Raw genomic sequence first — 14,947 nt, forward strand, 5'->3', positions numbered from 1 at the left:
CACCGCGCGGTGGGCGGCACGCGTTCCGCCGGGGCCGGGAACACCCCCGGGACGAAGTCCTCGGGGGAGGGCGGGCACGGCGGGACGCCGCACACGGCCGCGTCCTGGCCGCCGCGCCCTCAGTCCACCAGGTCCCGCACCACCGCGTCGGCCAGGAGCCGCCCCCGCAGCGTCAGGACGGCCCGCCCGGCCGCGTAAGGCCCGGCCTCCAGCAGTCCGTCGGCCAAGGCCCGCCCGGCGGCCGCCAGCCCGGCGGGCTTGAGGAGCGACAGCTCGACCCCCTCCCGGAGCCGCAGCTCCAGGAGGATCCGCTCGACCCGCCGGTCCTCCTCGGCCAGCACCTCCCGCCCGGCCCCGGGAGACTTCCCGGAACCGAGCGCCGCCGCGTACGCCCCCGGATGCTTGACGTTCCACCAGCGCACCCCGCCCACGTGCGAGTGGGCGCCGGGGCCCGCCCCCCACCAGTCGGCGCCGCGCCAGTACAGCTCGTTGTGCAGGCACCGCCCGGACTCGGAGGTCGCCCAGTTGGACACCTCGTACCAGGAGAACCCGGCCTTCTCGAAGGCCTCGTCGGCGATCAGGTACCGGTCCGCGTGCACGTCGTCGTCGGTCATCGGCACCTCGCCGCGCCGGATCCGCCGCGCCAGCTGCGTCCCCTCCTCGACGATCAGGGCGTACGCGCTCACGTGGTCGGGCCCGGCCCCGATCGCCGCGTCCAGCGAGGCTCGCCAGTCGTCGTCGGTCTCCCCGGGGGTCCCGTAGATCAGGTCGAGGTTCACGTGCGCGAAGCCGGCCGCCCGCGCCTCGGCGACGCACTCCTCGGGCCGCCCCGGCGTGTGGGTCCGGTCGAGGATCTTCAGGACGTGCGGCCGGGCGCTCTGCATCCCGAAGGAGATCCGGTTGAACCCCCCGGCCCGCAGCTCGGCGAGGTACTCCGGGTTCACGGACTCCGGGTTCGCCTCCGTCGTGACCTCGGCGTCGTCCGCGAGCCCGAACTCGTCCCGGATCGCCGCCAGCATCCGCACGAGGTCCCCGGCGGCCAGCAGCGTGGGCGTACCGCCCCCGACGAAGACCGTCCGCACCGGCCGCGGATCGTCCCCGAGCACCTTCCGCGCGAGCCGGACCTCCTCGACGACCTGCCCCGCGTAGTTGTCCCGGGATGCGAGCACGCCGCCGGCACCGCGCAGCTCGCTCGCGGTGTACGTGTTGAAGTCGCAGTAGCCGCACCGCGTGGCGCAGTACGGGACGTGCAGATAGAACCCGAGCGGCCGCTCCCCCGCCCCCTGAAGGGCACGCGGGGGCAGCGCCCCGTCCTCGGGCACGGGCTCACCATCGGGCAGTACGGAAGGCATGGGGTCCATTGTCCCGTACTGCCCGGGGTGGCGGCGGGCGCGCCCGGTCAGGCCTCGCGCGACCCCTCGTACATGTCCTCGATGAGCCCCTTGTACTCGCGCTCGACGACCGGGCGCTTCAGCTTCAGGGACGGCGTGAGCTCGCCGTGCTCGATGTCGAGGTCGCGGGGCAGGAGGCGGAACTTCTTGATCGTCTGCCAGCGCTGGAGGCCCTCGTTGAGCCGGTCGACGTAGCCCTGGACGAGCTTGACGGTCTCCGGGGCGGCGACGACCTCGGCGTAGGTCTTCCCGCCCAGGCCGTGCTCGGCGGCCCAGCCGAGGAGGGCGGGCTCGTCCAGCGCGATGAGGGCGGTGCAGTAGTTCCGGTCGGCACCGTGGACGAGGATGTTGGAGACGAACGGACAGACGGCCTTGAACTGGCCCTCGACCTCGGCCGGGGCGATGTACTTGCCGCCGGAGGTCTTGATGAGGTCCTTCTTGCGGTCGGTGATCCGCAGGTAGCCGTCGGCGGAGAGCTCGCCGATGTCGCCGGTGTGGAACCAGCCGTCGGCCTCCAGGACCTCGGCGGTCTTCTCGGGAAGGCCGTGGTAGCCCTCCATGATGCCGGGGCCGCGGAGCAGGATCTCGCCGTCGTCGGCGATGCGGACCTCGGTGCCGGGGAGCGGCTTGCCGACGGTGCCGGTGCGGTAGGCCTCGCCGGGGTTGACGAAGGAGGCGGCGGAGGACTCCGTCAGGCCGTACCCCTCCAGGATGTGGACGCCGGCGCCGGCGAAGAAGTAGCCGATCTCGGGGGCGAGCGCGGCGGAGCCGGAGATGCAGGCGCGCAGCCGGCCGCCGAAGGCCCCGCGGATCTTGGAGAAGACGAGGGCGTCGGCGACCTTGTGCTTGGCGGTGAGACCGAAGGGCGCGGAGGCGGTGCCGGTGCGGCGGAAGTTGTCCTGAGTGGCCTTGGCGTACTCGCGGCCGACGCCGGCGGCCCACTGGAAGATCTTGTACTTGGCTCCGCCGCCGGCCCGGGCCTTGCCGGCGACGCCGTTGTAGACCTTCTCGAAGATGCGGGGGACGGCCGCCATGTAGGTCGGCTGGACCACCGGCAGGTTCTCGATGATCTTGTCGACGCGGCCGTCGATGGCGGTGACGTGGCCGACCTCGATCTGGCCGGAGGTGAGGACCTTGCCGAAGACGTGGGCGAGCGGCAGCCACAGGTACTGGACGTCGGCCTGGGTGATCAGGCGGGTGGCGGCGATCGCCTTGGCCATGTACGACCAGTTGTCGTGCGGCAGGCGGACGCCCTTGGGGCGGCCGGTGGTGCCCGAGGTGTAGATGAGGGTGGCGAGCTGCTCGCGGGTGATCGCCGCGACCCGCTCCCTGACCGCCTCGGGGTGCTTCTCCAGGTACGCCGCTCCGCGCGCCTCCAGCTCGGCGAGGGTGAGGACCCACTCGTCGGAGGTGTCGGCGCCCTCGGGGTCGATGACCACGACGTGGTGGAGGCCGGGCAGCTCGGCGCGGCGGTCGACGGCCTTGGCGAGCTGGGCGGCGTCCTCCGCGATGAGCACCTTCGACTCGGAGTCCGAGAGGATGAAGGCGGACTCCTCGACGTTGGTCTGCGGGTAGATCGTGGTGGTGGCGGCGCCGGCGCACATCACGCCGAGGTCGGCGAGGATCCACTCGACCCGGGTGGCGGAGGCGAGGGCGACGCGCTCCTCCGGCCGGACCCCGAGGTCGATCAGACCGGCGGCGATGGCGTAGACGCGCTGCGCGGCCTGGACCCAGCTGAGCGACTTCCAGTCGTCCGGTCCCGCGCCGGAGGCGGCGGGCACCGGGTAGCGGTAGGCCTCCGTGTCGGGTGTGCGCTCGACCCGTTCGAGGAAGAGAGCCGCGACGGAGGGCAGCCGGTCGTCGATCTGGATCTGGTTGTCGCTCACGTCGTCCTCCGGGCGGCGGCGGTGCCTGTTGGCGGTGCGGTGGTCGTGCAACTACGGATGCGCACCCACGGATGCGCGGCTACGAACGGCAGCTGCCGACGGGCAGCTACGGATGCGTAACTAACTCGCGAGTAACCTGCGGGGGGCTTCAGATTAGAGCGCCGACGTCCGGCGCGTAAGGGCCTGTGGATAACGAACGGGTCCGCGCGCCGGAGGCACGCGGACCCGTTCGTACACGACGAGACGACTACTTCTTCGACTTGCCGCCGGATTCGTCGCTCGACAGGACGGCGATGAAGGCCTCCTGCGGGACCTCCACCGAGCCGACCATCTTCATGCGCTTCTTGCCTTCCTTCTGCTTCTCCAGCAGCTTCCGCTTACGGGAGATGTCACCGCCGTAGCACTTGGCGAGGACGTCCTTGCGGATGGCGCGGATGGTCTCCCGGGCGATGACCCGGGAGCCGATGGCGGCCTGGATGGGCACCTCGAAGGCCTGCCGCGGGATGAGCTCGCGCAGCTTGGCGACGAGCCGCACGCCGTACGCGTACGCGGCGTCCTTGTGGGTGACGGCGGAGAAGGCGTCGACCTTGTCGCCGTGCAGCAGGATGTCGACCTTGACCAGGCTGGAGGCCTGCTCGCCGGTGGGCTCGTAGTCGAGGGAGGCGTAGCCGCGGGTCTTGGACTTCAGCTGGTCGAAGAAGTCGAAGACGATCTCGGCGAGGGGCAGGGTGTAGCGGATCTCCACCCGGTCCTCGGAGAGGTAGTCCATGCCGATCAGCGTGCCGCGACGCGTCTGGCAGAGCTCCATGATCGCGCCGATGAACTCGCTGGGGGCGAGGATCGTGGCGCGCACGACGGGCTCGTACACCTCGTCGATCTTGCCCTCGGGGAACTCGCTCGGGTTGGTGACCGTGTGCTCGCTGCCGTCCTCCATGACCACGCGGTAGACCACGTTGGGGGCGGTGGCGATGAGGTCGAGACCGAACTCGCGCTCCAGCCGCTCACGGATGACGTCGAGGTGCAGCAGACCCAGGAAGCCGACGCGGAAGCCGAAGCCCAGCGCGGCGGAGGTCTCCGGCTCGTAGACCAGCGCGGCGTCGTTGAGCTGGAGCTTGTCCAGGGCCTCGCGGAGGTCCGGGTACTCCGAGCCGTCCAGCGGGTACAGACCCGAGAACACCATCGGCTTGGGGTCCTTGTAACCGCCCAGCGCCTCGGTGGCGCCCTTGTTCAGGGAGGTGATCGTGTCACCGACCTTGGACTGGCGGACGTCCTTCACACCGGTGATGAGGTAACCCACCTCGCCGACGCCCAGACCGTCGGACGGCGTCATCTCCGGAGAGGAGACGCCGATCTCGAGCAGCTCGTGGGTGGCGCCGGTCGACATCATCCTGATGCGCTCGCGCTTGTTGAGCTGCCCGTCGACGACACGCACGTACGTCACGACGCCCCGGTACGAGTCGTACACGGAGTCGAAGATCATCGCGCGGGCGGGCGCGTCGGCGACGCCGACCGGCGCCGGAACGTCCCGCACCACGCGGTCGAGCAGCGCCTCGACCCCCATGCCGGTCTTCGCGGAGACCTTGAGGACGTCCTCCGGCTGGCAGCCGATGAGGTTCGCCAGCTCCTCGGAGAACTTCTCCGGCTGGGCGGCCGGCAGGTCGATCTTGTTGAGGACCGGGACGATGGTGAGGTCGTTCTCCATCGCCAGGTAGAGGTTGGCGAGGGTCTGCGCCTCGATGCCCTGGGCCGCGTCGACCAGCAGGATCGTGCCCTCGCAGGCCGCCAGCGACCGCGACACCTCGTAGGTGAAGTCGACGTGCCCGGGGGTGTCGATCATGTTGAGGATGTGCGTACGCCCCTGCTCCGGCCCCTCGGTGGGGGCCCAGGGCAGCCGGACCGCCTGGGACTTGATCGTGATGCCGCGCTCACGCTCGATGTCCATCCGGTCGAGGTACTGGGCGCGCATCTGCCGCTGGTCGACCACACCGGTCAGCTGGAGCATCCGGTCGGCGAGCGTGGACTTGCCGTGGTCGATGTGCGCGATGATGCAGAAGTTGCGGATCAGAGCCGGGTCGGTACGGCTCGGCTCGGGCACGTTGGTAGGAGTCGCGGGCACGCAGGGTTCTCGTCTCGGGGCGGTGTTCGGAACGGATACGTAGCCCCCATCGTCCCATGCCCACGGCCTGGCGTCCGGTTCGGGCGTTCCGCGGCCGTTCGGCGACCTCGTTTGGGCGGCCGGGAGGGCGCCTGATACCGTGGACAGCTGTGTCTCGTGTGCCCTCTCAGCTGCGCGGCACATCCTGAAGAAACATCGAACCTGTAGAGGCTCTTTCAGTGGCGAACATCAAGTCCCAGATCAAGCGGAACAAGACCAACGAGAAGGCGCGCCTGCGCAACAAGGCCGTCAAGTCGTCGCTCAAGACCGCGATCCGCAAGGCCCGTGAGGCTGTCGCCGCCGGCGACCTCGAGAAGGCCACCGTGGCCGCCCGTGCCGCCTCGCGTCAGCTCGACAAGGCTGTCTCGAAGGGTGTCATCCACAAGAACGCCGCCGCCAACAAGAAGTCGGCGCTGGCGATCAAGGTCGGCTCCCTCCAGGGCTGAGACCGGATCTCATGATCTAAGGCTCCACCCGGCCGCCGGGACCCAGCGGACCCTCTACCGCTCCCGTCCGGCCACCCCGCCCCGTACGCGATACGCGTTCGCCACGCGTGTGCGGGACACCAAGCATCACCCAAAAGGCCCCGCTCCCTCCTCCCCAGGAGGGAGCGGGGCCTTCTGGCGTGCTGGGGGGGGTGGATGGGCAGGGTGGGGCGCGGCTCGGGGAGCGGGCGCAGCCCCCCGGGGGGGGCGAGTGCGGCCCGACGGGGTTCGGGGCACAGCCCCGGGAAGCGGGCACAGCCCGACAGGGCTCGGGGCACAGCCCCGGGAAGGTCTCTAGGCCGCTACCCAGCAAAAACGCGGGCGCAGCCCGATCGCGGGCGCGGCCCGATGGGCTCAGCGCCAGGGGGTGCGGGTTCTGCCCCCGGCAGGGTTTCGGGAAGGGGTGGGGTGGGGGCCTCCAAGGCGGTGCCCCACACGGGGCACGGGGGCCGGCGGGGCCCAGCCCATCGGCCCGCACCGCGTCGCACCACACCGCACACGCGTCACGCGCCGCGCCGGAACCTCGCCGCCCGCGCCACCGCGACGACCGCCTTCTCCAGGGCGTACTCGGGATCGTCGCCCCCGCCCTTCACCCCCGCGTCCGCCTCCGCGACGGCCCGCAGGGCCATCGCGACCCCGTCCGGGGTCCAGCCCCGCATCTGCTGCCGCACCCGGTCGATCTTCCACGGCGGCATGCCCAGCTCGCGCGCGAGATCGGCGGGCCGCCCGCCCCTCGCGGAGGAGAGCTTCCCGATGGCCCGCACGCCCTGTGCGAGCGCGCTGGTGATGAGTACGGGCGCGACCCCGGTCGACAGCGACCAGCGCAACGCCTCCAGGGCCTCCGCCGCCCGTCCCTCCACGGCCCGGTCGGCCACGTTGAAGGACGAGGCCTCGGCCCGCCCGGTGTAGTACCGCCCGACGACCGCCTCGTCGATCGTCCCGTCGACGTCCGCCGTCAGCTGCGTCACGGCGGAGGCCAGCTCCCGCAGGTCGCTGCCGATGGCGTCGACGAGCGTCTGGCACGCCTCGGGCGTGGCGGACCGCCCGAGCGTGCGGAACTCCTGCCGCACGAAGGTCAGCCGCTCCGCCGGCTTCGTGGTCTTGGGGCAGGCCACCTCCCGCGCCCCCGCCTTCCGCGCCGCGTCGAGGAGCCCCTTCCCCTTGGCGCCGCCCGCGTGCAGCAGGACGAGCGTGATGTCCTCGACGGGCGAGTCGAGGTACCCCTTCACGTCCTTGACGCTCTCCGCAGAGAGGTCCTGCGCGTTTCGCACGATCAGCACCTTGCGCTCGGCGAAGAGCGACGGGCTGGTGAGCTCGGCGAGGGACCCCGGCTGGACCTGGTCGGGAGTGAGGTCCCGTACGTCGGTGTCGGCGTCGGCGGCCCGCGCGGCCGCCACCACCTCCCGGACGGCACGGTCGAGGAGCAGGTCCTCCTGGCCCACGGCGAGCGTGACGGGGCCGAGGAGGTCGTCGCTGGAAGTCTTTCTGGTGGCCATCGCGAACCAGCATCCCACGCCCCACCGACAGCGCCCCACTGACAGCCCTACCGCCACCGCCACCGCCACGGCCACGGCCACGGCCGCCAAGGCCACCGACGGCCCCGGCCCGACACCCCGGCCCGCGCCCGAGCGAGAATGTCCGGGTGAGTGAACGACACGTACTGGTGCTCCCCGACCGCGACGCCGCCGAGGAGCTCTCCGAGGAACTGTCCGGCCGCTTCGGGGTGGCCGAGGAGCCGCAACTGGTCCGGGACGCGCTGGCCGGCGAGGACGACGCGGAGGACGCCCAGTGGCTGGTGGTCGTCGAGGACCCGGACGGCCGCCTGGACCCGGCCGCGCTGGACGACCTGGCCGCCGAGTACGAGGGCTGGCTGGAGGCTCCTTAGCCCCTGCCCCGCCTCACCCTGCTCCGCCCCGCCCCGCCGACTCCGCCCCGCCCTCTCCTCGGCCCGCCGCCTTCGGCACGATCTGGACGTCCAGGTCGATCGCGATGCTGGAGCCGACCGCCGCGATGCCCCGCGCGAGCAGCGTCTGCCAGGTGAGGGTGAAGTCCTCCCGGTGGAGTTCGGTGGTGGCCCTGCAGGCGCCCCGGGTCTCGCCCTCCAGGCCGCTGCCGAGACCGAGGTACTGGGTGTCCAGCGTGACGGTACGGCTCACGCCGTGGAGGCTGAGCGCGCCGGTGACGTTCCAGCGGGTGCCGCCGCGGTGGGTGAAGCGCTCGCTGAAGAACTCGATGGTCGGGTGCACGCCGATGTCGAGGAAGTCACCGGAGCGCAGGTGGTCGTCGCGCATCTGGACCCCGGTGTCGATGGAGGCCGCGTCGATGACGACGTGCATCGCCGAGTGCTCCATGCGCTCGGCGATCCGTATCGCGCCGGCGAAGCTGTTGAACCGCCCGTGGATCCGGGCCAGTCCGATGTGCCGGGCGGTGAACCCGATCTGGGAGTGGGCGGGGTCGATCTCCCAGTCGCCGGGCTCGGGCAGCGACGGCTGGGGGGCGACCTGGAGCAGGACGTCCCCGAGGTCCGCGTGGAGGCCCTGGTCGATCACGGCGGTGGTGTGGTGCGGGGTGTACCCGTCGGAGGTGACGGCGAGCCGGTACTCGCCCGCCGGGACGGTGGCGAGGAGGGTGCCGTACGGGTCGGTCTCCCCTCCCAGCACCTTGCGGCCGGCCGTGTCCGTGAGCGCGAACTCGGCCTGCCGCAGCGGCTCGTGCACGGGGTCGAGCACCCGGCAGCTCAGCACTCCCGCCGAGGCCGGTACGGCGTACCCGGAGAGCGCACCGCCCCGGCCGCCGCCGTTCCCCCGCTTGCCGAAGAGGCCACCGAACATTCTCCACGCACCCCCGTGCGACTCGTTCACTATGCAACGAGTTCACATTCGATCACCCATGGGGTGTTCGAGGCAAACGCGGCCTTGTTGCCGTCGAGTCCGAATTATGGATTCCGCTTGCCGTCCTCCCCCGCGGCGCGCACGACCGGCAGCTCGTCGAGCACGATGCCGAACAGCTCCCGGTACGCCTCCCGCAGCTCCTCGTCCGTGGCGAGCTCCCGCTCCGTGCGCTCGCCCGCCACCGTCCGGTACAGCTTCCGGCCGCCGATGCTGGCCCGGCCGTCCTCGGTGAGCAGCGAGCAGATCACCCCGCGGGTGAAGTGCGACTCCGGCGAGGTCCGGTGGTACCAGGCGCCGGCCTCGAAGTCCGCGAGCACCCGCGGCCGCGGCTCCAGCCGGTACCGCGGCGTGCCGTCCCGCACCACGTCGAGGTCCCCGTCCGTCCCCGGGACCTCCCGGATCACGAAGACCCCGGAGGCGTCGGCCTGCTCCCCGCGCTCGTCGAAGGCGAGCGGATGGTGGCTGTGATCCCCGAAGCCCACGTCGGCCAGCCACCGTCCCCCGTCCGCGTCCTCGACGAGGAGCGCCATGTGGTCGTACGGGATCCCCACCCGCCCGTCCGGGCCGAGGACCCTCGCCTGGAGCAGCTCGGCCCGGTAGCCGAGCGCCCGGAGCAGCGCGGCGAACGAGGTGTTCAGCTCGTAACAGAACCCGCCCCGCCGGGCCACGGCCACCTTGTCGACGAGGGCCTTCTCGTCGAGGACGATGTCCTCCCCGAGGTGGATCGAGAGGTTCTCGAAGGGCACGGACAGCAGATGCCGCAGATGCAGCTCCCGCAGCGCCCCGGCGTCCGCCCGGTCCGGCCGTGCGGCGCCGATGCGCTCCAGGTAGCGCTCCACGGCGTCGTGCTGCAGTCCCCCGGACTTTTCATGATCGGTCATGGGGGCAGTCTGCCGGTTCACCGGCGTCACGGGGTGGCGGCGGCCGATTCCCGCTCCTGGGTCGGCAGTTCGCGCATGCGCGGCAGGGGCGAGGGGAGCAGCCAGAGGACCGCGAAGACGGCTCCCACGGTGGCGATCCAGAGGGTGGGGCGGAGACCGATCGCGGTGCCGAGCACACCGCCGGCGAGGGCTCCGAGGGGGCGGAAGCCGTGGTTGAGGGTGCGGAAGGCTCCCATGACCCTGGCTCGCATGGTCTCGGGGATGAGTGCCATCTGGAAGGAACCGGCGGCCACGTCGACGATCATCACGCCGGCGCAGGACAGGAACTCGGCGGCGAACAGCACGCCCACGACGAGCGGCAGCGGCCCGTCCACCGCGGGTATGAGGACCAGTGGCAGGGTGAAGCCGAGGAAGCCCGCGACGAGGGAGCCGCCGATGCCGATCCGGCGGACGACCGCCCCGCTCCACACCGCCCCGAGCAGACCGCCGACGGCTCCGGTGCCGAGCACCAGGCCGAGCAGGCCCGCGCCGAGCCCGAGGTCCTTGGTCACGTAGAGCACGAAGAGGGTGTGGAACATGTAGTTGAAGAACTGGACGGTGCCGGAGGCCGCGAAGAGCGCGCGCATCGACGGCTCCCGCAGCACCCACCGCATCCCCTCCGTGAAGTGCCCCTTGGCCACGGGAGCCGGGGCGGGCTCGGCCGTCCGGAGCTTCGCCAGGTATCCCGCCGACACCAGATAGGTGAGGGCGTCCGCGAGCAGCGCGACGGGCGCGGTGAGCACCTGCACGAGTACGCCGCCGATGCTGGGCCCGGCCAGCCAGGCCATCGAACGGCTGCCGTTCACCAGCGAGTTGGCCTGCACATAGCGCTCGGTCGGGACGAGGGAGGCGAACAGCGTGGAGTTGCACACCTCGAAGAGCACCGACAGGGCGCCCACCCCGAAGGCGACGAGGTAGAGCTGGTCGAGCGTCAGCAGGTCGAGGGCGTAGGCGACGGGCAGGGTGAGCAGCAGCGCGGCCCGCCCCAGATCCGTGGCGATCATGATCCGGCGGCGGTCGGCCCGCCGGTCGGCCCAGGCCCCGAAGGGGAGGTTGAGCAGCAGGGCCGGGAGGAGTTCGAGGGTCTTGAGCCACCCCATCTGGGCGGCGTCGGCGCCGAGCACGAGCACGGCGGCGAGCGGCAGCGCCATCAGGGAGATCTGGTCCCCGACGAGCGAGACCGTCTGCCCCGTCCAGTAACGGCGGAAGGTCCGCTCGCGCAGCAGCGCCGGAACCCGTGCGGTGAGGCTCATCCCTGTCATTCCTTGCCGTCGTCGGTGTCCGGATCCAGATAGGCGATCTTCAGGAAGCTGACGGGCTGCGCGCCCGCGGGCCGCGTGGCCGGGTCGTCCTCGCGGTCGGCGTAGGCCCCGAGCAGCTCGTCGATCCGCTCCCCGAGGGTGTGGAGCTCACCGGGGGTGAGGTACACCAGGGCGTCGCCGAACAGCTCGGCCTCCCGCCACTCCTTCGAGACGTCCGTCCGGCCCTCCAGGACCTGGGCGAACCGCCCGAAGTAGCGCTCGGCGACGGCCACGTTGAGCTCGTCGGCCGCCTGGGCGACCGAGGGGTCCTCGCTGTAGCCGGGCCATTCGGTGTACCGGGCGGTGGCCTGCCACGGCTTCTCCCTGCCCCGTCCGCCCGGCGCCTCCTCCACGAGCCCGTACTTGGCGAGTATCCGCAGGTGGTACGAGCAGCTGGCCACCGATTCGCCGGTCAGCTCGGCGGCTCGGGTGGCGGTGAACGGCCCGTGTCGGCGCAGCATCCCGACCAGGGCCATCCGCAGGGGGTGCGCGTAGGCCCGCAGGGCCCGGGGGTCGGTCAGCCTGACGCTGTGGCGCTTCTCGTCCTCGGGATGCGACGCGCTGTTCTCCGTCATGATCTAAAGGTATCTATAGAAAGACTCCTTTACAAGCGTTTCTTTAGAAGCGTGTCCCTTCCTGCGGGTCACCAGCCGCGCGCCACGGCCACCAACCCCCTCCCCGCGCCCACCACCGCGATCGCCCCGTCCCGGTCGGTCCGCAACACCCGCGCCCCGCCCGCCCGCAACGCCGCCAGCGTCCGGGGCGACGGATGACCGTACGGGTTGTCCCGACCGGCCGACACGAGCGCCAGCCGCGGCCGCACCGCGGCGGTCAGCCCCGGGTCCTGGTGCGCGGACCCGTGATGGGCGACCTTCAGCACGTCCACCGCCCCCAGCTCCGGATGCGCCCGCCACAGGGCCCGCTGCGCGGGCGGCTCCAGATCACCGAGCAGCAGCGCGCTCACCCCGCCGGGCCCCCGGACCAGCAGCGTGACGCTGGCGTCGTTCGGCCCGCCGTCCGACGGTCCCGGCCCGGCCGGCGGCCACAGCACCCGCCACTCCAGCGCCCCGGACCGCCGCCTCTCCCCCGGCTCCGCCCTCACCACCGGCACCCCCGCGGCGGCCGCCTCCCGCCGCACGAACTCCGCCTGCGTGGGCGGCTCTTCGAGCCCCGTGGTCTGGATCGCCCCGACCGCCCGCCCCTTCAACACCCCCGGCAGTCCGGCCACATGGTCGGCGTGGAAGTGCGTCAGCACCAGCAACGGGACCTGTCTCACCTCCAGTTCGCGCAGACAGCGGTCCACCGCCAGCGGATCCGGCCCGGCGTCCACCACCACCCCCGCGCCCCCGCCGGTCGCGAGCACCGTGGCGTCACCCTGGCCGACCTGGCACATCGCGAACACCCAGCCCGGCGGCGGCCACCCGCTGACCCAGCGCACCAACGGCACCGGCCGGGCCACCACGAGCACCAGCAGCACGACCACACCGACCACCGGCCACGTCCGGTGCCGCAGCCGCCGCACCCCGGCCACCACCGCGACCGTGACGAGCGCCAGTGCCGCCCCTCCCCACCAGCCGCCGGGCCACGCCGTCTCCGCGCCCGGCAGTGCCGCTCCCGTCCGTGCCACCGAGGCGATCCAGCCGGCCGGCCACCCCGCCGCCCACGCCAGGCCCTCCGCCCCCGCCGCCCAGACCGGCGCCACCGCGAGCGCGGCGAAGCCGAACACCGTCGCGAGCGCCACCGCCGGCTCCGCGAGGAGGTTCGCCGGAATCGCCACCAGGCTCATCCTGGCCGCGAAGACCACGACGACCGGCGCGCTCACCGCCTGCGCCGCCAGCGCTGCGGCCAGCGCCTCCGCGAGCCGCCCCGGCACCCCACGCCGCCGCAGCGCGTCGCTCCATCCCGGCGCCACCACCAGCAGCGCCCCGGTCGCCAGCACCGACAGCAGGAAGCCGTAACTCCGCGCCAGCCAGGGGTCGTACAGCACCAGGACCAGCACCACCGCGGCCAGCGCCGGGATCAGCGACCTCCTCCGTCCGGTGGCGATCGCGAGAAGCGCGACCAGCCCGCAGGCAGCCGCCCGCAGCACGCTCGGATCGGGCCGGCACACGACCACGAACGCCAGCGTCAGCCCCGCCCCCGCCAGCGCGGTACCGCGCAGCGAGAGCCCGATCCGGGGAGCCAGCCCACCCCGCTCCACCTGGCGGGCCCGCCCCGGACGCCCGACGAGCAGGAGCAACACGACCGAGAGGTTGCTTCCGGACACGGCCAGCAGGTGAGTGAGATCGGTGGCCTCGAACGCGTCCCGCAACTCGGTGCCGATCCGTGCGGTGTCCCCGACGACCAGGCCCGGGAGCAGCGCCCGCGGGTCCGGGGCGAGCCCGTCGGTGGCCGCGCGCAGTCCGGCCCGCAGTCCGCCGGCCGTCCGCTGGAGCGCGCTCGGCGGCCCCAGGATCCGTGGCGGCCCGGCCCCCGCCTTGAGCACCGCCGCGTACGGGTCCCCTGGTTCCCTGGGCGGCGTGAAGCGGGCACCGATCCGCAGCCGCGTGGACGGCAGCAGCCGCAGCCACGCGTCCCGTCCCTCCCCGGGAGGCACGATCAGCAGCACCGGCGCGCGGGTCCGCACGGCGGCGCCGCCCGCCGACTCCACCCGGACCACCTCGGCGTCCATCACCACCGACACCGGCACCATCGCCCGCCCGCTCACCCGGGGCCGGGTGAGCCGGGGATCCGAGGTCACCGTCACCTCCGCCCAGGCCCGGCCGTACTCCCGCCCCAGGACGGGCACCGGACCACGCCGCAGGTCCGCGGCGTGCAGCCCCGCCGAAGCGGCCCCCGCCGCGGCGCACAACAGCACCCCGGCCCAGGCGGTCGCCCGCAGCCGCCACCCCGGCGACCCACCGCCGCCACGGCCTCGCTCCCCCTCACCGCCGCCCGCAGCGGGATCCCGCCCCCTGGTCACCCACCGCGCGACCGCCGGCGTCAGCGACGCCGCCGCTCCCGCCAGGCAGAGCCCCACACCGGCGACCACCCACCAGCCGGCCACCCCCAGCGCCGCCGCGGCCGCCGCCCACGCGGCCAGCGCGGGCGGCACGAGCCGCAGGTCCGCCGGCTCCTCCCACCCCGGCTCCCCGTCCCGCGTCACGGCCGCACCAGCGGCCGAAGGTCCGCGAAACGCCGCTCGCCGATCCCGTCGACCTCGCGCAACTCCTCGACCGAGCGGAACCCGCCCCGCTCCGTCCGGTGGTCCACGAGCCGCCGCGCGAGCACGGGCCCCACGCCCGGCAGCCCGTCGAACTGCTCGGCCGTCGCCGTGTTGAGGCTCAACGGCACACCGCTCGTGCCCGCCCCCGCGCCCGGCGCCGCCCCACCACCGACCGGCGCTCCGGGCACCCCGACGAGCACCTGCTCACCGTCGAAGAGGACCCGGGCCCGGTTGAGCCCCGTCAGATCCGCTCCCGCACGCACGCCGCCCGCGGCCCTCAGCGCGTCCGCGACCCGCGAGCCGGCCGGCAGCGTCAGCACCCCCGGGCTGCGCACCTTCCCTCCCACGTCGACCACGACCTCCGCGGGGGCGGCGCCACCACCGGGACCGGCGCCGGAAGCCGCCGCCGGCGTGGGCGAAGCCGCCACCGGCGCGACCCGCACGAGCTCCGGGGCCCGCACCGACTCCGGCCGCCCCGCCCAGAAGAAGCCACCCGCCGCGCAGGCAGCCACGGCCAGGACCACGGCGAGCGCCGCCAGCGACCTGGGCTCCAGCCCGCACCGCGTCTGCACCCACAACGGCAGCCTCTCCCCCACCACCGCCCGCCAGCGCCGCTCCCCCACCACGCCGGCCGGCGGCACGTCGAGCACCGGCGCGACGGCCACGGGTCCCTCGGCCCCCGGCTCCTCGATGACCACCGGCTCCGCGACCGG

At 73.1% G+C, this 14,947-nt stretch carries 12 protein-coding genes; 2 read left to right on the top strand and 10 right to left on the bottom strand.

Annotation, left to right across the window (positions count from 1 at the left end; translation table 11 throughout):
• Positions 1–119 precede the first annotated feature (119 nt).
• The 3 genes from hemW to lepA form a co-directional block, all read right to left on the bottom strand.
• A complete protein-coding gene (gene hemW, locus ACFQ8C_RS07960; protein ID WP_383453402.1) occupies positions 120–1,361 on the bottom strand; it encodes a radical SAM family heme chaperone HemW in 1,242 nt (413 codons plus the stop codon).
• 38 nt (positions 1,362–1,399) lie between these two features.
• On the bottom strand, positions 1,400–3,277 hold the full coding sequence (locus tag ACFQ8C_RS07965) for an AMP-dependent synthetase/ligase (RefSeq protein WP_383453404.1): 1,878 nt from the start codon (positions 3,275–3,277) through the stop codon (positions 1,400–1,402).
• Between the two features lie 247 nt (positions 3,278–3,524).
• On the bottom strand, positions 3,525–5,393 hold the full coding sequence (gene lepA / locus ACFQ8C_RS07970; protein ID WP_383453406.1) for a translation elongation factor 4: 1,869 nt from the start codon (positions 5,391–5,393) through the stop codon (positions 3,525–3,527).
• Between the two features lie 218 nt (positions 5,394–5,611).
• On the opposite strand from lepA, the gene rpsT reads away from it, so the two are divergent.
• The gene (gene rpsT, locus ACFQ8C_RS07975) at positions 5,612–5,878 is read left to right on the top strand and encodes a 30S ribosomal protein S20 (protein ID WP_383453408.1); all 267 of its coding nucleotides are present in this window, start codon (positions 5,612–5,614) and stop codon (positions 5,876–5,878) included.
• 542 nt (positions 5,879–6,420) lie between these two features.
• Here the strand turns inward: rpsT and holA are convergent.
• Positions 6,421–7,413: a DNA polymerase III subunit delta gene (holA, locus tag ACFQ8C_RS07980; protein WP_383453410.1), complete on the bottom strand. Its 993-nt coding sequence runs from the start codon at positions 7,411–7,413 to the stop codon at positions 6,421–6,423.
• Positions 7,414–7,559: 146 nt separating this feature from the next.
• Between holA and ACFQ8C_RS07985 the strand changes: the two genes are divergently transcribed.
• Positions 7,560–7,802 (top strand): hypothetical protein, encoded by a 243-nt coding sequence (locus ACFQ8C_RS07985; RefSeq protein WP_383453412.1) that lies wholly within the window; start codon positions 7,560–7,562, stop codon positions 7,800–7,802.
• Positions 7,803–7,815: 13 nt separating this feature from the next.
• Here the strand turns inward: ACFQ8C_RS07985 and ACFQ8C_RS07990 are convergent, their stop codons facing one another.
• The 6 genes from ACFQ8C_RS07990 to ACFQ8C_RS08015 form a co-directional block, all read right to left on the bottom strand.
• On the bottom strand, positions 7,816–8,748 hold the full coding sequence (locus ACFQ8C_RS07990) for a YceI family protein (protein ID WP_383453414.1): 933 nt from the start codon (positions 8,746–8,748) through the stop codon (positions 7,816–7,818).
• 104 nt (positions 8,749–8,852) lie between these two features.
• Entirely contained in the window at positions 8,853–9,689 is an 837-nt protein-coding gene (locus tag ACFQ8C_RS07995) for an arylamine N-acetyltransferase (RefSeq protein WP_383453416.1), read from the bottom strand.
• Positions 9,690–9,715: 26 nt separating this feature from the next.
• Positions 9,716–10,981 carry an MFS transporter gene (locus ACFQ8C_RS08000; RefSeq protein WP_383453418.1) on the bottom strand — a complete coding sequence of 422 codons (1,266 nt, stop codon included), beginning with the start codon at positions 10,979–10,981 and terminating at the stop codon, positions 9,716–9,718.
• Positions 10,982–10,986: 5 nt separating this feature from the next.
• Positions 10,987–11,604 carry a helix-turn-helix domain-containing protein gene (locus ACFQ8C_RS08005; RefSeq protein ID WP_383453420.1) on the bottom strand — a complete coding sequence of 206 codons (618 nt, stop codon included), beginning with the start codon at positions 11,602–11,604 and terminating at the stop codon, positions 10,987–10,989.
• Between the two features lie 68 nt (positions 11,605–11,672).
• Positions 11,673–14,174, bottom strand: a complete 2,502-nt coding sequence (locus tag ACFQ8C_RS08010; protein ID WP_383453422.1) for a ComEC/Rec2 family competence protein — start codon at positions 14,172–14,174, stop codon at positions 11,673–11,675.
• Positions 14,171–14,932 (bottom strand): helix-hairpin-helix domain-containing protein, encoded by a 762-nt coding sequence (locus ACFQ8C_RS08015; protein WP_383453424.1) that lies wholly within the window; start codon positions 14,930–14,932, stop codon positions 14,171–14,173. Before ACFQ8C_RS08015 ends, ACFQ8C_RS08010 begins: the two co-directional genes overlap by 4 nt.
• Positions 14,933–14,947 lie beyond the last annotated feature (15 nt).

The organism is Streptomyces sp. NPDC056503 (assembly GCF_042794995.1).
Classification (GTDB): Bacteria; Actinomycetota; Actinomycetes; order Streptomycetales; family Streptomycetaceae; genus Streptomyces.